15 protein-coding genes are annotated in these 17,263 nt (G+C 65.7%); 5 read left to right on the top strand and 10 right to left on the bottom strand.

Annotated elements, in window-relative coordinates; genetic code table 11:
• Positions 1-23 precede the first annotated feature (23 nt).
• Genes JI752_RS16630 through JI752_RS16595 form a run of 8 tightly spaced genes read right to left on the bottom strand, consistent with a single transcriptional unit; the run spans position 24 to position 7,274 of the window.
• Positions 24-578 carry a lipocalin family protein gene (locus JI752_RS16630; RefSeq protein WP_216966214.1) on the bottom strand — a complete coding sequence of 185 codons (555 nt, stop codon included), beginning with the start codon at positions 576-578 and terminating at the stop codon, positions 24-26.
• Position 579: 1 nt separating this feature from the next.
• Positions 580-1,650, bottom strand: a complete 1,071-nt coding sequence (locus JI752_RS16625) for a cyclopropane-fatty-acyl-phospholipid synthase family protein (RefSeq protein WP_216966213.1) — start codon at positions 1,648-1,650, stop codon at positions 580-582.
• Positions 1,647-2,426 (bottom strand): DUF1295 domain-containing protein, encoded by a 780-nt coding sequence (locus JI752_RS16620; protein WP_216966211.1) that lies wholly within the window; start codon positions 2,424-2,426, stop codon positions 1,647-1,649. Before JI752_RS16620 ends, JI752_RS16625 begins: the two co-directional genes overlap by 4 nt.
• Entirely contained in the window at positions 2,423-2,947 is a 525-nt protein-coding gene (locus tag JI752_RS16615) for a DUF2878 domain-containing protein (RefSeq protein WP_216966209.1), read from the bottom strand. The genes JI752_RS16620 and JI752_RS16615 overlap by 4 nt, the downstream gene beginning before the upstream one ends.
• A gap of 8 nt (positions 2,948-2,955) precedes the next feature.
• Entirely contained in the window at positions 2,956-4,227 is a 1,272-nt protein-coding gene (locus JI752_RS16610; RefSeq protein ID WP_216966687.1) for a cyclopropane-fatty-acyl-phospholipid synthase family protein, read from the bottom strand.
• On the bottom strand, positions 4,224-5,015 hold the full coding sequence (locus JI752_RS16605) for a DUF1365 domain-containing protein (protein WP_254201067.1): 792 nt from the start codon (positions 5,013-5,015) through the stop codon (positions 4,224-4,226). The genes JI752_RS16610 and JI752_RS16605 overlap by 4 nt, the downstream gene beginning before the upstream one ends.
• Positions 5,012-6,322 (bottom strand): FAD-dependent oxidoreductase, encoded by a 1,311-nt coding sequence (locus tag JI752_RS16600; protein ID WP_216966207.1) that lies wholly within the window; start codon positions 6,320-6,322, stop codon positions 5,012-5,014. Before JI752_RS16600 ends, JI752_RS16605 begins: the two co-directional genes overlap by 4 nt.
• Before the next feature lies 1 nt (position 6,323).
• Positions 6,324-7,274: an acyl-CoA desaturase gene (locus JI752_RS16595; protein ID WP_216966204.1), complete on the bottom strand. Its 951-nt coding sequence runs from the start codon at positions 7,272-7,274 to the stop codon at positions 6,324-6,326.
• A gap of 231 nt (positions 7,275-7,505) precedes the next feature.
• Between JI752_RS16595 and JI752_RS16590 the strand changes: the two genes are divergently transcribed.
• Positions 7,506-8,288: a hypothetical protein gene (locus JI752_RS16590; protein WP_216966202.1), complete on the top strand. Its 783-nt coding sequence runs from the start codon at positions 7,506-7,508 to the stop codon at positions 8,286-8,288.
• Here JI752_RS16590 and JI752_RS16585 read toward each other — a convergent pair.
• The gene (locus JI752_RS16585) at positions 8,285-8,938 is read right to left on the bottom strand and encodes a response regulator transcription factor (protein WP_254201064.1); all 654 of its coding nucleotides are present in this window, start codon (positions 8,936-8,938) and stop codon (positions 8,285-8,287) included. The two genes, JI752_RS16590 and JI752_RS16585, sit on opposite strands and share 4 nt — an antisense overlap.
• Before the next feature lie 89 nt (positions 8,939-9,027).
• On the opposite strand from JI752_RS16585, the gene JI752_RS16580 reads away from it, so the two are divergent.
• Positions 9,028-10,614 (top strand): MASE1 domain-containing protein, encoded by a 1,587-nt coding sequence (locus tag JI752_RS16580; protein WP_216966198.1) that lies wholly within the window; start codon positions 9,028-9,030, stop codon positions 10,612-10,614.
• A gap of 20 nt (positions 10,615-10,634) precedes the next feature.
• Here JI752_RS16580 and JI752_RS16575 read toward each other — a convergent pair whose 3' ends face one another.
• A complete protein-coding gene (locus JI752_RS16575; protein WP_216966196.1) occupies positions 10,635-11,393 on the bottom strand; it encodes a tryptophan-rich sensory protein in 759 nt (252 codons plus the stop codon).
• Positions 11,394-11,813: 420 nt separating this feature from the next.
• On the opposite strand from JI752_RS16575, the gene JI752_RS16570 reads away from it, so the two are divergent.
• The 3 genes from JI752_RS16570 (at position 11,814) to JI752_RS19375 (ending at position 16,302) form a co-directional block, all read left to right on the top strand.
• Positions 11,814-14,222 (top strand): PAS domain S-box protein, encoded by a 2,409-nt coding sequence (locus JI752_RS16570; RefSeq protein ID WP_216966194.1) that lies wholly within the window; start codon positions 11,814-11,816, stop codon positions 14,220-14,222.
• Positions 14,223-14,410: 188 nt separating this feature from the next.
• Positions 14,411-15,388, top strand: coding sequence for a PAS domain-containing protein (locus tag JI752_RS16565; RefSeq protein ID WP_216966192.1), 978 nt, complete (start codon positions 14,411-14,413; stop codon positions 15,386-15,388).
• Positions 15,361-16,302 carry a PAS domain-containing protein gene (locus tag JI752_RS19375; protein ID WP_345777371.1) on the top strand — a complete coding sequence of 314 codons (942 nt, stop codon included), beginning with the start codon at positions 15,361-15,363 and terminating at the stop codon, positions 16,300-16,302. The genes JI752_RS16565 and JI752_RS19375 overlap by 28 nt, the downstream gene beginning before the upstream one ends.
• Positions 16,303-17,263: the final 961 nt, after the last annotated feature.

Raw genomic sequence — 17,263 nt, 5'->3', positions numbered from 1 at the left:
GGCTCGGTAGTTGTACGCAGGGATCAGCGTTCGGTGTCACCGGTGCCGCGCGATTCCGGCCAGCGTTGCGGCACCTTGCGCAGTTGGTCCATGGGGTAGCCCATGTCGCGCAGTCGCTGCACGGCATCGGCGTACATCGCGTCGGAAATCGTGGGCGTGCGCGCCATGATCCAAGCGTAGTCGCGCTTGCTGCGGGCGACGATGGTGAGCGTGTAATCCGGGTCGAGATGGGAGATGACATATTCAGCCTGGATCGGCCAGATGAACTGCATTCCCCACACCGCATTACCCGTGCCCGGCCGCACGGTGCCAATGGGCTCCATCATGCGCACCGGCGCGTCGAAGCTTCCACGCCGGTAGCGGAAATGCGTCTGTATGCGGCCGTCGTCGCGCATCGAGTACGACTCGATGGCGTTGTAGGCCTCTCGCTCGGGGAACGACGGGATGTGGGCGATCACGTACCAGTCGCCCATGAAGCGCGGGATGTCCACCGTCGCGACCCTGGGCACAGTGGGCGCGGTATGGGCGCAACCGCACAGTGCGAGCACACCGGCGATGAGTGCGGATGGAAGTCTCATGTCAGTCCTCCCGCACGAAGCGGTAGTGGGCCACCTGCCATTCCTCGCCGTCGCGATACCCGAACAACTCCGCGCAGGCCATCCAGAACATGCGCCAGCGCTGGTTCCACAAGCCCGCGGCATCGCCGTAGGCCTGGCGCAGATGGCGCATCACTTCATCGCGTCGTGCGTCGTGGTTGGCCAGCCAGTGGTTGGCGGTGCGCGCATAGTGCTCCCCGTCCATTATCCAGCGTTCGTCCAGCTGCAACGACTGCTGGAAATGCAGCAGCGTGTCGGCGGCGGGCATAAGGCCGCCGGTGAAGAAGTGGCGTCCCATCCAGTCGTCCTTGCCGTCGTCATCGAACGGATAGAGCAGGGTGCGGTGGCAGAAGATGTGCACGAAGAGGCTGCCGTCGGGGCGCAGCCATCGGGCGATGCGCCGCATCAGCACGTCGTAGTTGCGCATGTGCTCGAACATCTCCACGGACACACAGCGATCGAACGAGGTGCGGTCGAGTTCGAGGCGGTTGACGTCGCAGGTGATGACGCGAACGTTGTTGAGGCCCAGCTCGTGGCATCGGGCCAGGATATGCTCGCGCTGCCCATGCGAGTTCGACACGGCCGTGATGCGCGAATGACGGTATCGTTGCGCCATCCATAACGTGAGGGACCCCCAGCCGCAGCCAAGCTCGAGGATGTCGAGTCCATCGGCCAGGCGCGCGCGCTCGGCGTAAAGCTCGAGCATGGCGTCCTCGGCTTCGTCGAGCGTTTCGCGGCCGGTGGGGTAGTAGCAACACGAGTACTTTAGCCGCGCGCCGAGACAGGCCTGGAAGAACGCAGCCGGCAGTTCGTAATGCTGGCGGTTGGCAGCATCGGTATGAAGGGCGAGCGGGCTGTGGCGCAACATCGACAATCGTTGCGTCATGCGTTGCGACTGCCCCTGGGTGCCGCCGGCATGCTCCTCGCGCAAGCGTTGCGCGCACAGGCGACGGATGCCGAATCGGACCACGGCATCGGGCAGGAGCGCGCGTTCGGCCATCCCCAGCAGGCCAGGGGCGGGCAGGTCGGGAATCGCATGCAGCACGGTGCTCATCGGTCTTCCTTCGGAAACCAGGGGAACAGCATCGGGGTGGAGCGTTGGTAACGGCGGTAGTCGTCGCCGCGCGTGCGCAACGCCTGGCGCTCGGTGTGCGGCACGCCACTGAGCCAGCGCAGGAAGGCATACATCGTCAGCGGGCCTGACCAGGCCAGCCACGCGATCGGCGATCCCACGGCAAGTAGCACGTAGGCGAACCAGTGCAGCCACTCGAAGAAGTAGTTGGGGTGCCGGCTGTAGCGCCACAGGCCGGTGCGCATCGTGCGGCCGCGGTTTTCGGGGCGCGAGCGAAAGCGGGCGAGCTGCGCATCGGCGACCGTTTCGCCAACGAGGGAGACCACCCATACGAGCACGGCCGCCCATAGGAACCCGGTGGATTCCAGCGGATTGCGCGCCACTGCCGCAAAGGGCAGCGCGAACAGCACCACCAGCAGCGCCTGCGCCTGGAACAGCACGAGCCATCGCAGCGGTGCATCGCCCCAGCCATCACGCAACGCGCCGTAGCGGCCGTCCTCGTGTTCGCCGTGCACGCGCCGCCAGAGGTGCCACGCCAGGCGAAGGCCCCAGAGTCCGCCGAGCAGTGCGAGCAGCAGGCGCGGCGCCGTAGCGCCATCCCCCAGTGCCGCCAGCAGCACGGCCGCCGCTGCGACGCCGCCCGCCCACACGACGTCGACCAGTCCCGCGTTGCGGTGGCGCTGCTGCCACCACCAGGCGAGCGTCTGCGCGAGCGCCGCGAGCGCCCACACGAGCAGCAGCGAAGCGCCGGTGCTCATCGCGAGCTGCCCACGGCGAACGGTCTGGAGACGGCGCCGCCGCGCGCGTGTCGCGCGACCAGCGTGAGCGCCCAGGTTGCGATCGCCCAGCCGATCGCCAGCGCGATCGTGGCTTGCACCGTGGCGATCAATTCGATGGCGCCCAGCCGCTCCGCACCCAGATACGCCATTGGTCCGCCCACGGCGCCGAGTACGATCGCCATTCCGGGACGCAGCCATGCCAGCGAGTGGTTAATCGTCATCGCGAACGCGGCCCACAACGCGACGATCCACGCGGGCGCGGGGAGAGCGATGCTGCCGCGGTAGTCGATCCAGCCCAGCTGCGCGAGAGACCCGTCAAACGCCACAGCCGTCAAGACGGCGCAGGCAACCAGCCAAGCGTCCGCGCGGCGGCACGACGACGCGAGCCACTGCAGTGCGACGAAGGTGACGCACGCGACGACACCCGGCCACGGCGCGCCATGGACCGCGCCGAGCACGCAGGCCCACCATGCAATCTGGAAGCCGGCGAAGTTCGCCATGGAACGCATCATTCCTCCGTAAGGGCCGCGTCCTGCGCGTGCGGCCGATACCCTGGACGCGCGAAGAGCATCTGCGCGACACCGATCGATCGCTCGCGAAAGCCGCCTTCGCAGTAGGCCAGGTAGAACTCCCACATGCGGATGAAACGTTCGTCGAAACCAAGTGCGCGCACTTGTGGCAATCGGTCCAGGAAGCGACCCCGCCAGGCCTTCAACGTCCGTGCGTATGAAAGTCCCATGTCCTCCAGGTGCAGCAGTGAAAGATCGCTGGCCGCCGCCTTCGCTGACATCATCGCGGCGATGGACGGGATGAACGAGCCAGGGAACACGTAACGCTTGATGAAGTCGACCGACCGAACTGCCTGCTCGTAACGGTGGTCTTCGATGGTGATGGCCTGAACCAGTGCGAGCCCCTTTTCCGAGAGCCGCTCACCGATGCACGCGAAATAGCGGCGCAGGTTCTCCGGTCCGATGGCCTCCACCATTTCGACAGACGCGAGCTTGTCATAGGTTCCGTCCAGCTCGCGGAAATCGCGCAGCAGGACGGCCACGCGATCCTGCAGTCCGGCCTCGGCGACGCGCTGGCCCGCCAGTTCGTACTGCTCGCGCGAAAGCGTCGTGGTGGTGACGTGGCATCCGTACTCGCGCGCGGCGTGCACTGCGAACCCGCCCCAGCCGGTGCCGATTTCCAGCACGCGATCGCCTTGGCGCAGTTGCAGCTTGCTGCAGATCGTATCGAGCTTGCGTTTGGAGGCCGCCTCCAGCGTTTCGTCTTCGCGTTCGAACAATGCCGACGAGTACATCAGGTCGTCGGACAGGAACAGCCGGAAGAAGGTATTGCCCAGGTCGTAGTGGGCCGCGATGTTGCGGCGTGCGCCCGACGCGGTATTCCTTCGCAGCGCGTGGGCCAGGCGGAGCGCCCACCCGGCAGCGCGCGCGGGGCCGCGCTCCACGTTGTCCAGCAGATCGCGATTACGTACAAGCAGTCGCACCAGGCCGACCAGGTCGTCGCACGTCCACGCGCCGTCCATGTACGCCTCGGCGGCGCCGACGCTGCCGCCAAGCGCCACAGCGCGATAGAAGCGTGTGTCGCTCACGCGCAGCGTCGGCCACCGCGCATGGCCGGCGTTCTCGCCGAGCGTGATCGACCCCCACGGGTCGTGCAGCACGACGGCGCCGGAACGCAATGCGTTGAGCTGCGACACGACGCGACCGCGCAGGAGCCGATCGATGGCGCCGACGCCGGGCAGGGGAAGGGTTTGCTGCGCGGTGTCGCTCATGGTGCCGTGCCCTCGCCGGGATGAGGGTGGAAAGGAATGCGCTTGAGCCAGAGCTTCAGCGCCTGCCAGTGGATGGCACCGACGATCTGCAGCGTCATCGCGGGATATCGCCACAGTACGCGCGACAGCGCGGCCGCATCGAGCGGGCGGCGCTCCAGCGACAGCGTGGCGTCGAACTCGCGCCGCTGGTCGTCGTACACGTTCATGTGCACATTCAGGGTGTCGCCGGGCGGCGTGAACGTCCAAGCGTAGCGGCGTCGCATCGGCATGAACGGCGAGACGTGGAAGGTCTTGTCGAACTGCCAGTGGAATGCGCGTCCGCGTGGCTCCGCGGCCACGACCGGCAGCACGTAGGCGTGCCGTTCGCCCCATGGTGTATTCGTGATCTCGGCCACGACATGTTCCAGCGTCCTGTGGTCGGCTCCGTAGCAGTAGTAGAAGCTCACCGGGTTGAACACGTGACCGCAATAGCGGGCGTGGGTAAGCAAGCGGATCGGCCCGATGGACGATGAACCGGTGACTGTCGCGATGCGTTGGCGCACCGCCTGTGCGAGCGGCACCTCGACGGGGCCGAGGTAATCGCTGCGGCGGAATTCGCCGAGGTTGCGGCCGCGCGTGGACCAGAGCGGATGCGCATCCAGGATCGCTTCCACTTCGTCCAGATCGAGGAATAGCTGCGCCATCCGGTACTGGAAAGCATGCCGACGCGGCGCGAAACGGCGGTGCCGCACCGTACCTTCGTACAGTGCGCTGCTGCGCGGCCGCATGCGTTCGCCGCCGTCGCTCATGCGCGGCCCCACGCGAGATTGCCGGGCGTCGCGTTGTCGATCGAGCGCGGTTCCGGCGCGATCTCCGGCCACGCGACCCCGAGCGAGCGGGCGACCTCGACGGCGCTGCGAAGCCCGTCCTCGTGGAATCCCCATCCCCAGTACGCGCCTGCAAACCAGGTGCCGCGACGGCCCTGTATCTCGTGTCGGCGCGCCTGCGCGGCGACCGCTTCGGTCGTGAAGACCGGATGGTGGTAACGCACGCGCTTGAGGATGCGACGCGGATCGATGGCATCGCTGCGATTGAGCGTCACCACCACTGGCGTCGTTAACGGCAAACCTTGCAGCAGGTTCATGCAGTAGCTCACGGTGCACGCCTGCGCCACGTCGGCGCCGACGTGAGCGTTCCACGCTGCCCATGCCTTGCGGTTGCGAGGGAGCAGTCGTTCGTCGGTGTGGAGGACGACGTCGTTGGTCTGGTAGGCGATTGCGCCGAGCACCTCGCGCTCACGTTCGTCCGCGTCGGACAGGAGCGAAAGCGCCTGGTCGCTGTGGCACGCCAGCACCACCTGGTCGAAGGTCTCCTCTCCCTCGGCGGTCGTCAGCGCGATGCCATTCTGCAGCCTTCGGACGGCCTGCACCGGAGCGGCGAGTCGCACGGACGCCGACCACCGTTTGGCAAGCGCGTCCACGTAGCGCCGCGAGCCTCCGCGCACGACCTTCCACTGCGACCGCCCGACGGCCTGCAGCATCTGGTGGTTCGCCATGAACTGCACCAGGTGCCGAGCGGGAAAGTGCAGGATCTGATCGGCGGGCGCCGACCACAGCGCGGAAGCCATGGGAACCAGGTGATCGTCGCGGAACGCCTCGCCGAAGCCCTGAGCGAGCAGGTAATCGCCCAGCGTGGGGCCGGGATCGGTGCCGGCGAGCAGTCGCGGCGCGATTCGGTAGAAGCGCCACAGGTCGGCCAGCATGCGAAGGAACCGCGGCGACATCAGGTTCCGCCGCTGGCAGAACAGTGCGTCGAGCGAGTTGGCGTTGTATACCAGGCCGGTGCGTTCGTTGTGCACCGAGAAGCTCATGGTGGTGTCCTGCGTGGGCACGTCCAGTTCGCGGAACAGCCGTGTGAGCAGGGGATAGTGGACGGGGTTGTGCACGATGAAGCCGGTATCCACCGCCAGCGCTACGCCGTCCACGTCCACCTCGTGCGTGTGCGTGTGTCCGCCGAGATAGTCGTTCGCTTCGAACAGCACGACTTCGTGCTCGCGCGACAGCAGCCACGCCGCGCCGAGTCCCGAGATGCCCGAGCCGATGATCGCGATCCGCATCTCAGTGCCTCGCCCGCGCCCAGACCCAGGCCGGCACGGGCTTGAGGTCGCGCACGAGACCGACCCAGGCCAGCAACTTCAGGCCGTACCAGGTCAGGTCGATCTCCCACCAGCGGAAGCCCTGTCGCGCCGTCCCCGGGAAGAAGTGGTGGTTGTTGTGCCAACCCTCGCCGAAGGTGAGCAGCGCCAGCCACGCGTTGTTGCGGCTGTCGTCGCGCGTCTCGAAGCGTCGGCTGCCGAAGCGGTGCGCCAGCGAATTGATCGTCACCGCCACATGGAACAGCACTATGGTGGAAACGAAGAATCCCCAGACGACCAGTTGCATGCCGCTGGTTTCGAGAGACGGCGCGGCGTGCTGCAGGAACGCGCCCAGGCCGTAGAGCGCCGACGCAAGCGCTACGGGAATGACGATGTCGTAACGGTCCAGCCACCGAAGTTCCGCGTAGCGAGCGAGATCCGGCACGCGCGAGAGGTCCGTGGCGAACGCGCGTCGGGTGAGGAACCAGCCGACGTGGCTGCGCCAGAACCCGTGGACGCGGGGGGAATGAAGGTCCTGCGGCGAATCGGCATGCGCGTGGTGGTGGCGATGATGAGCCGCCCACCAGAGCGGGCCGCGCTGCACGCAGGAGGCGCCTATCAACGCGAAGGCGAACTGCACCGGGCGCGACGCGTGAAAAGTGCGATGCGAGAAATAGCGGTGGTAGAACGCGGTGATTGCGAACATCCGCACCGCGTACAGCACCGCCGCGACGACGACCGCCGTGGCCGACACGCCGACCCAGAACACGCCGAGGCAGGCCAGGTGCATCGCGACGAAAGGTACGACGCGCACGAGGTCGAGCCTGTCGAAATCGTCGATCTCGTCGGGCACGTGCGTCGCGCCGGCGTCGAACCATCGGCGAACCGAGGCGAGCACGTGGAAGCGCCAGGGCAGGGGAGACGGAGCAGGCATCGGGTCGCCACGAAGGATCCGGGACGCTTTATGGCACGCAGGGCCCGTCGGCCACATCCGTAGATTTGCGTAGACCGGCGGTCCTTTTCAGGAAGTACCGGCGCTGACCGCGCGAAGTTGCGTAGTTGTACCGAAGGCATGCGGCGGCGCCGGCGCTAACGTCGAGCTGACGCGGCAACGCATGCATGGTGGCCGCATCGTGTCCACGACGATCCTTCTACGGAGATGCTCATGAAAACGATGACGATTGCGGCGATCGCATTTCTGGCCTGTACATCGGCGCATGCCGCCGGTCCCCAACCCGGCCGGTTCTCGCTCACACTGCTCGGCGGCGGCGATGTCCCTGTCAGCGGCGACGTGCACGACGGTGCGACGGTCGACGTTCCCGATCTCGGGCCGCTCAACCCGGCGCTGGCAGGCGTCGACGCGCAGTTGCGCATCGGCTCGCGCACGCACGAACGCGTCTACGACATGGCCTCCACGTACGGGCTGCGCATGGCATGGGGCATGAGCGACCGCATGGAAGTATTCGGCGAACTGCGGGAGACGCACGCGTCGGCGGGGAACGTGCAGGTCGGCGAGGCCTACGTGCCCGCCCTCGATGTCGCACTACCGGTGTATGGCCGGTTCTCGTCCTACCAGGCGTGGAGCGCGGAAGTGGGTGTGCGCTGGTTCTTCATGGATCCCGGTTTTGCCCGTCCGTACGTGGCCGCGCGCCTGGGCGGCACGGAGACGGACGACATTGATGCGACCTTCCAGATCCCCGCAGCCGATATTCTGATCCCCAACGCGCCGTTCTACGAGAAGAAATGGGCCCTCAGTGCGGGGCTGGATGTCGGCGTAAACGTTCCGCTTTCCGAACACGCCAGTTTCATCGCCGAAACTGGCGTGCGCTACGTCGACGACCTGGAAGGAGACGACAGCGCGATCGGACCGCTGGGCCTGTCCCGCATCAACGACACGGGCCGGCGCATTTCCGTTCCGGTGACGCTGGCGGTGCGGTGGGACTTCTAGGGGATGGGGCGCGTCGTGCGAAGCCCAGGCGTGAGGCCGTATTCATCGGCCTTGCGCACCAGCTCCAGCGTACTGTGCACGTCGAGCGCCTGCATGATCGCGTACTTGTGCGACTCGACCGTTCGCACGGACACGCCGAGTTCGGCGGCGATCTGCTTGGACCGCAGGCCGGCCGACACCAGTTGCAGCACCTGCATCTGCTTGTCGGTGAGCTCCTGTTTCTGGCCTCGACCGGGTGCGGCGATCACGTGCGCACCCAGCGTCGGGGTGATGTAGGTGCGGCCCCCACGCACCGCGTGGATCGCCCGGAGCAGTTCCTCGCCGGCGGAACTCTTCAACACGTAGGCCGATGCACCGGCGCGCAGGGCCTGCTCCGCGAGCGTGGGCTCGGCGTGCATGGTCAAGAATACGAACGGCACCTCCACGCCGGTCGCGCGCAGTTCGCGCATGACGCTGAGGCCGTTGCGATCGGGCATGCTGAGGTCGGTTACCACCAGGTCAGGCGCGTACAGATGAACGGCGTCCAGGAGTGCGGTGCCGCTGGACACGCACGCCACCAGTTCGCACTCGTCTTCCAGCAGGCGCTGGAGCCCTTCGGCCACCAGGCGGTGGTCGTCGGCAAGCACGACGCGTGGTCGATCAGCGGGCATCTCGGGCATCATCGTGACCTGCGGCGGAGGAGGGTGCCTCCGTGGCGAGGGTACTCCACTGACGGGCTGGAAAGTTGCAGGAGGTCATCATGAGCATGCACCGCGCGACCGGCCATCCTTTCGCCGTCGCCGGCATCGTGGCGGTGTCGGTGGCGTGCTCGCAGTGGGCGTCGATGCTGCTCTGGATGCCGAACCCGCGCAGTCATATGGTGTGGTTTCCGGGCGCGGTCCTTCTGGGCGCGCTGTTGCTGCAGCCACGCCGGCGCTGGTGGGCCTGCCTGCTCGGCACGGCCGTCGGCGAGGCAGCGGCATTCGGCGTCCTGGGCGTTCCACCGCTGGCGGTCACGGTCGCGATGCTGGGCTCGCTGGTACTCACTCCGGCGGTCGCGATGGCGCTGGAATCGCTGCGCAGCCGCCTGCAATCTCCGCTGGAGGACTTCCGCCTGCTTACCGCCTTCGTGGTGCTCGGCGGACTCGCGCTCCCGATGCTCAGCGCTGCGTGGATCGCCATCGCGATCCGCGGCAACGTACTGGAACCGTACCTGTCGGATTGGCCCAACGTCACGCTCGCGCAGAGTCTTGGCAACCTGATGCTCGTACCAGCCGTCGTGTGGACCGCGATGCGTCGGCGCAACGCGGTGCCGCTGGAAGCCAATGGCACCAGCCTCGCTGTCGGCGCGGGGCTGCTGGTGATCTTGTGCCTGCTGTGGACGTGGCACTTGCCCATGCAACGTCTCCAGCCGGCGCTGGTGGTCGCACCGGTGCCATTCCTGATCTGGGCCATGGTGAGCTTCCGCGCCGTCGGCGCCTCGCTGGCGATGCTCGCCGTGGGCCTGCTGGCCATGCACTTCAGCGTCGCCGGAGTAGGGCCTTTCATCCGCGACGACCTGGCCACGACCACGATCGCCGTTCAGCTGTGGACCGCCTCGCTCACCGTAGCGCTGCTCTACATGACCGTAGTCGTCGAGCAGCGCGCTACGCGCACGCAGGCGCTGCAGCACGCGCACCAGCGGCTGCAGTCGATGACGGTGCAGCTGATGCGCGCCCAGGAGGACGAGCGAAGCCGCATCGCGCGCGACCTGCACGACGGCATCAACCAGTCCATCGCCTCCATCGCGATTCGACTGAGCATCGCCCGCCAGAACACGCAGGGGGCGGCCGAACGCGAGTTGCTCGGCGAACTGCAGGCGGCCGTGACCGACGTGTCCGAAGACGTACGCCGCCTTTCGCACGAGCTGCACCCCAGCCTGCTGCGGTACACGGGCCTGACGATGGCGCTGCGTTCGCTCTGCGAAGCGCAACCGGCCGAGCTGCGCGTGCATGCAGAACTGGACGAGTTGCCCGACCTCCCGCTCGAAGTCTCCACCGCGCTGTACCGCATCGCGCAGGAGTCGCTGCGCAACGTCGAGAAGCATGCCCACGCCAGTCAGGTCACCGTGCGTCTCCAACGTGTGGGGTCCGACATCCAGCTTGAGATCGGCGACGACGGCGTCGGGCTTGAAGATCATCGGCACGATGCGCCGCGCGGACTGGGTCTGCTCAGCATGCGCGAGCGTGCTCGCGAAATCGGCGGCGAGCTTCGGCTGGTGAGTGGCTTGCACGGTGGAACGCGAGTCATCGCGCGAGTGGCGGGCGTCGCTTCGCAGGCGAACCAGCGCGACGACACCTGGGGTTAGCGGGTCACGCAAGCGCATCGTCATGCCGCCTCGCCGATCTCCGGCGCGTCGCGATTCCAGTGGAGCCACGCGCTTTGCACGGCCAGCGCCAACGCGAGGATGAGTGCCGCGATCCCCGTGGTGCTAGCGCCATCTATTGACGCGCCGGACTGCTTCACGTACAGCGCGACCAGGCCCCACACCGCGGCCGCCACGTAGGGGATATTTCCGCGCATTGCCAGATTGGCGAGCAGCAGCAGGGTCGCCGCGCCGCCCAGCAGCGCGATGCTCCACGGGAGCTGCACGGCGGTGGACAACCATTGGTGCGCGACGATCAGCTGCGCTGTGTTGAGGAACACCGCCAGCGAAAGCCAGCCCGCATGAAGCGAGAGGGGCAGCCACGCGAAGACCGTCTCTCCCGGCCATGTGCGGGCCGGTTGCGAGAGCGTTGTCGCGCAGTACAGCAGGCACACCAGCGCGGCGATGATGATGGCCCATGCCGCGACGAACCAGCCCATCGAGAACACTGGCATCCACGCCGCCGTGAGCACGAACCCGGCCGTCGCCATTGGCACCACACGGTCGCGCTGCGGATGCGAGCGGCGGAAGAACCGCCAGCCGGCGTATGCGATGTCGAGCAGGAAGATCAGCCCCCAGATCCCGAAGGCGTAGCCAGCGGCGGACAAGAGGGTGGGGTAGCGGTCCGAAACGGCGCCGGTATCGGGCCCGAACGCGTCGCGCATCGTGAGGAACGCGATGGCCGGCATCGACAGCGCGCTCAGCAGGGCGAGGTATCGCATGGGCGTGCTCCATTCGAGAACGCAACGATGGAACCGCATCGCCCGCGTCTCGCGCATGCGTCGCAGCACTGGTCGGACGTCAGTAGAACTACGCAGGCCGGCCTGTTGGTCCTTCGCTGGACGCCGCCATTCGTCGCGGTCGATCGTATTGTCGGCGCCATCCAGTTGGTGTCCGGCCCGCACCCTGCGAGGGCCGGCTGCCGTGCCGGGCGGACTCCCTCGACCGGCGCGGCGGCATTCACTACGTCGTCTCATCGGGCACCAATCGCGCCAGGATTAGGGGCGCAAACGCGTGAGATCGCTATCTACCTCGCGCCGGCGCCGTCGCAGCGGGTTGGGAGCGACGAGGAAGCTGACGCTGACGCGATACCTGCAGACCTTCTGCGATACTCGCCGCCTTCCCTCGAGCCGTGCCCGATCATGCCAGCGAGCGCCAACCTTGAGTTCCTTGATGCGCCGGGCAAGGTGGCTTCGATGATGCGCAGCCACGACTGGAGCGGCTCGCCTCTCGGCCCGCCGGCGCAGTGGCCGCAATCGCTGCGCAGCGTTGTCAGCCTCCTGCTGTGGTCCAAGTTCCCCATGTTCGTCGCCTGGGGACCGCAGCTGGGCTTCGTGTACAACGATCCTTACGCGGAGATCCTCGGCGCGAAGCATCCGTCCTCACTGGGGCGGCCGTTCGAGGAGATCTGGTCGGAGATCTGGAGCGAGGTGGGGCCGTTGGCGCACCGTGCGCTGCAGGGCGAGGCCAGCTACGTCGAGAACATGCCGTTGCTGATGAGCCGCAAGGGCTACGACGAGCAGACCTGGTTCACGTTCTCCTACTCGCCGGTCACCGGCGACGACGGCCGAATCGCCGGCATGTATTGCGTGTGTACCGAGACCACGCACGGTGTGCTGCTGGAAGCCGCGCGCGAAGCGCAGACGCAGCGGCTCGCGTCCCTGGCCGAGCAGCGCCAGCTAGCGCTCGACGCCGCCCAGCTGGGATGGTGGCAGTACGACACCGCGACCGGCGCCGTCACGCACGACGAGCGTTATGGGCAGATCTATGGACTGGACGCATCGTCGCCGCGTCACGTCGATGAGATCCGTCATCTCGTGTATGAGGAAGACGCCCCTCGACTGCGGGCCGCAGCCGAGGCCGCGATCAGGTCGTCCGAGCCGGAACCTTACGCGATCGAGTACCGCATCCGTCGTCCGGATGGTGCCACCCGCTGGCTGGAGGCACGCGGCATTCCCAGCTTCGAGGGGAGCGGCGCGTCCCGCGTGTTGACGAGCTATGCAGGTACCGTCGCCGACATTACCGAGCGACGCATGGCCGAGGAAGTTCTGCGCGAGGATGAAGCGCGCTTCCGCCTGATGGCGAACGCATCGCCGGCCGCGCTCTGGCTGACCGATCCAAACGGCCATTGCACCTTCCTGTCCAGCCAGTGGTACGAGCTGACCGGCCAGACGGAAGCCCAGGCGCTGGGCTTGGGGTGGACCACAGCGACGCATCCGGACGACCAGGAGCATGCGCGCAACGCGTTCCTCGAGGCAAACCAAAAGCGCCAGCAGTTCCAGACCGAATACCGCCTTCGCACCGCCGACGGCTCCTACCGATGGGCGGTGGACCTGGGCCGACCGTGGTACTCGGAAACCGGTGAGTACGCGGGCATGGTGGGCGTGGTGTTCGACATCGATGCGCGCCGTCGCGCGGAAGAGGCTGTCGAGGAAGCCAGCCGTCGCAAGGACCAATTCCTCGCGACGCTCGCGCATGAACTGCGCAATCCGCTGACGCCGATCTCCAACGCACTGCAGGTCTGGCCGCACGTCGAGGGCAAGGCCGAGGAAGCCGGCCGGCTACGCGGGATGATGGAGCGACAGGTCCGGCAGATGGCGCGGCTCATCGACGACCTGCTTGATGTATCGCGAATCACGCGCGGCCGCATCGACTTGCGGCGGGAGCGGCTTGACTTGTCGCTTGCGGTCCAGGAGGCCGTCGAGGCACTCAAGCCGTTCATCGATTCCAACGCACACCGACTCGTTGTCGACCTGCCCGTGGAGCCGGTGTACGTTGAGGCGGACATTGGCCGGCTCGTACAGGTCTTCGGAAACCTGCTGCACAACGCGGCCAAGTACACCGCGCCGGGCGGCGAGATCCACATTGTCGCAAGGCAGGAACGCGATGCGGCGATCGTGACGATTCGCGACAGCGGGTTGGGCATTCCGACGGACATGCTCACGGAAGTATTCGAGATGTTCGCGCAGGTGGATCAGTCGCTTGGGCGTGCGCATGGTGGGCTGGGCATCGGCCTGACGCTGGTCAAGAGCCTCGTCGAACTGCACGGCGGCAGCATAAAGGCGCGCAGCGAAGGCCTGGGCTTCGGCAGCGAGTTCGAGGTGCGCCTGCCCGCGATTTCCGACGCGACCTCGCATGCCGAAGTGGCGCAGCCGCTCGCAGGAGCACTCCCGCTCCCGTCGCATCGCGTCTTGGTCGTCGACGATTTGACATCGTCGGCCGACACTCTGGCGATGATGCTCGAATCGCTTGGACAGCACCTGCATATCGCGTATGACGGCGCGGCAGCGTTGGAGGCGTACGATGCCTTCGGGCCAGAGATCGCTTTCATCGACATCGCGATGCCCGGCATGGATGGTTACGAAGTCGCGCGTCGTCTCCGCACCGGCGCAAGTCGCAGGCCACTGCTTGTCGCCTTGACTGGATTCGGCCAGGAAGAGGATCGCAATCGCGCACTGGAGGCAGGGTTCGACCATCACCTGGTCAAACCTGCAACGATTCAAGCGTTGCGGGAGATCCTCGCCGCCGTGCCGTTGCGCATCATGGGATGAACGCCCAGCAAGTTTCCAGGCTATAAGAGCGAGGTGACTAGTTTCCCTGTGCCCATTTTCAACCTCCGTCGAAGGATCTATTCGTCGCGTTACAGCGCGATACAGCAACGTGGACGCGGTGTCGAAGCTGCCGCGCCCATGGCCGCGGGCGCCCCTGAGCGCGCGTGCGGCGCCCCCAGATTCTTACCATGGACAAGACGGCCGCCGGCGCGAGGAGAGTTGCAGAGATGACCCATACGGGACAGGACATTCTTGCCGGCGGCGGTCAGATGGGCGAGCGCCTCCGCGACATGGACTGGAGCAACACGGCGCTCGGGCCCGTCGAAACGTGGCCTGAGGCACTGCGCACGTTGGTTCAGTTGATGCTCGCTTCCAACCAGCCGACGTACATCATTTGGGGACAGGCAAGATCGTTCCTCTACAACGATCACTACATGCCTTTTCTGGGCGCCAAGCATCCGGCGGCGATCGGGCGCGACATCCTCGAAGAGGTGTGGCCCGAGATACGTAGTGAACTCGAACCTTTGATTGACGCCGTGGCGAGCGGTGACCCGGTGCACGTCCCGAGCATGCGACTCATGCTTGAGCGAAATGGCTATCCAGAAGAAACCTATTTCTCGTTCTTTTTCGCGCCCGTGCGAGATGCATCCGGTAGCGTCGCTGGCATGTTCGGGGTCTGCAGCGACATCACCGCGAAGATGCGGCTGGAGCGGGATCTGACCACAAGTGACGCCCGGCATCGGCAAGTGCTCACGAATATGGACGAGGCATTCGTGCTGCTTGATCGCGACTTCCATGTGGTTGAGGTCAACCCGGTAGCGGAGCGGCTGACGCAGCTTAGTCGCGACGAACTGGTGGGGCGGCTGCACTGGGATCTGTTTCCCGGCACACTCGAATCGCCGATTGGCGAGATGTACGTGCGAGCGCAAGCCACCAGTCGGCCTGAAGTATCGAGTATCGCTACACGTTCGGCGATGGACGGGACTGCTGGTTCGACGTCCGTGCATTTCCTGTCGAGGAAGGGTTGGCGGTGTTCTTCCACGACATCACGCAGCGGCGCGAAGAGGCGAAGGCAGCCTCGCTCGCGGCCGAGCGTGTTCAGTTGGCCTTGGATGCCGGCGCAATTCTCGGAACGTGGGTGTGGTCGATTCCGGAGGACCGTATAAGCGGCGACGAGAGGTTCGCGCATCTTTTTGGCCTTGACGAGGCAGCCTGCCGTGAAGGCATCCCGCTAGGGGCGGCGTTCGATGCCATTCACCCCGCCGATCGTGAGCGCGTGTCTGCGGCGATAGACGAGGTGCTGGCGCGGGGCGGGGCATACCGCTGCGAGTACCGCGTACTGACTCGGGACGGTACGTGGACGTGGGTAGAAGCGAACGGACGTGTAGAGACGGACGAAAGAGGCAGGCCGGTGCGCTTCCCGGGCGTGCTGCTCGGCCATGATGAGCGTCATCGAGTCGAGGCCGAGCGCGACCGCGCACTGACGCTCCTTAAAACATTCACCGAGACCGTGCCCGGCGTGGTGTACGCGAAGGATCGCGAGGGGCGGCTGGTCGTTGGCAATCGCGGTGTCGCCGACCTGCTCGGCGTACCGGAATCGCAATTCCTGGGTCGTACCGACATCGAATTACTGGCCGACAGATCGCAGGCCGAAGCCGTCATGGCCAACGATCGCCGGATTATGGCTCGCGGTCTCCCCGAACAGATCGAGGAAGAGGTCCGGCTGGCGGATGGTGCACCTGCGACGTGGCTGTCCACCAAAGCGCCCTGGTTTGACGACGCGGGCAACGTGATCGGCGTGATCGGCGCTTCCATCGACATCACCGAGCGGCGCCAGATGATGCAGGAGCTGGAGCAGTCGGATCGACGCAAGGACGAGTTTCTTGCAATGCTCGCGCACGAACTGCGAAATCCGCTGGCGCCGATCCGCACGGCTGCCGAGCTGCTGCGTCTCGCGCCCGGGGACCAGGTAACGGTCGGCAAGGCGTCCGTGTCGGCTGGACATGCGCCTGCGGGGCGCTCAGATTTTGCTCTACAGTGCGATCACCGTGATGTGGAGCCGATCCACCGGGCTCTGTAACGGCCAGTAGAGCAAGTTACGAGCGGAGATATCGATGGAGGAGTTGGAGAAACATCAGGCAATTGTCGAAGGGCTGGAAGACGTCGCCAGCGGACGAACGATTCCTCACGAGGCCGTGTTGAACTGGGCCAGGAACCTTCTAGTTCGGAAGCTCAAATTTTCTGCCTCAAGAACGCTGAGCTTCTACCTAGGCATGACGCAATTTTCTACGCAGGACAGCGGGAAAGAGCCGTGTGCAGCAGGCGGGCCGCAGCGCAAACGGCTGCCGGGATCACTAATCTCTAAACGTTAGAGCGCGGGCCTAATCCGCTCCTGAACGTCTCGCGGCCTTAGACCTACCAAATTCAGCGAATGGCTTCGGTCGGTGTTTTCGTAAGAATCCACTTTTGGCGACTGAAGTTGAGAGACCCCACTTTTCGTCAAGGTATCGATTGGTGGCGTCGATTGGTGGCGGCGCTGAACGATGGCGCTCTTTCGATCCGCCCGCCCACTAATAGGCCTCCCATCGTCATACATGGGCCTTCATGGCTAACCTCGTAGTGGAATGCGGTCTATCAGACGACCAGGCCTGTCGGCGCGAATGGCGATCGCCCGCAAAAGCCCGGAAAAAAGGCCGCTCGACACAATGCCAATAACTTTCATTGGCATATACCAATTCGATTGGTAGCGACTTGCGTTGCTATATGAAATTGACGGGCGCTGCTTCCGCGCGCACCTAAGGGATTCTTTGTAAGCCCCAGTTGTTCAGCCGATTTGCGGGTGCTACGTTCGGGTCGTAACCGCGTATCCCAGGAGGTGTCTTCCGTCGCTGGAATAGCTTTCATCAATCGTCAGAAAGGAAAAGCCCCCGAACCGTTGGCGCGGTTTCAGGGGCCCGGAGCTCTAAGCGACGACACATCGCAAGGCTCCCTCCTTTCTCTATGCCTTGTCAAGTCCCTACGGGGCTGACACGGGCGGTCGT

It is taken from the genome of Lysobacter sp. MMG2 (genome assembly GCF_016735495.2).
In the GTDB taxonomy this organism is placed as follows: Bacteria; Pseudomonadota; Gammaproteobacteria; order Xanthomonadales; family Xanthomonadaceae; genus Lysobacter_J.
Note: the sequence above shows the minus strand (reverse complement) of the source record. Positions and strands in the feature narration are given on the sequence as shown.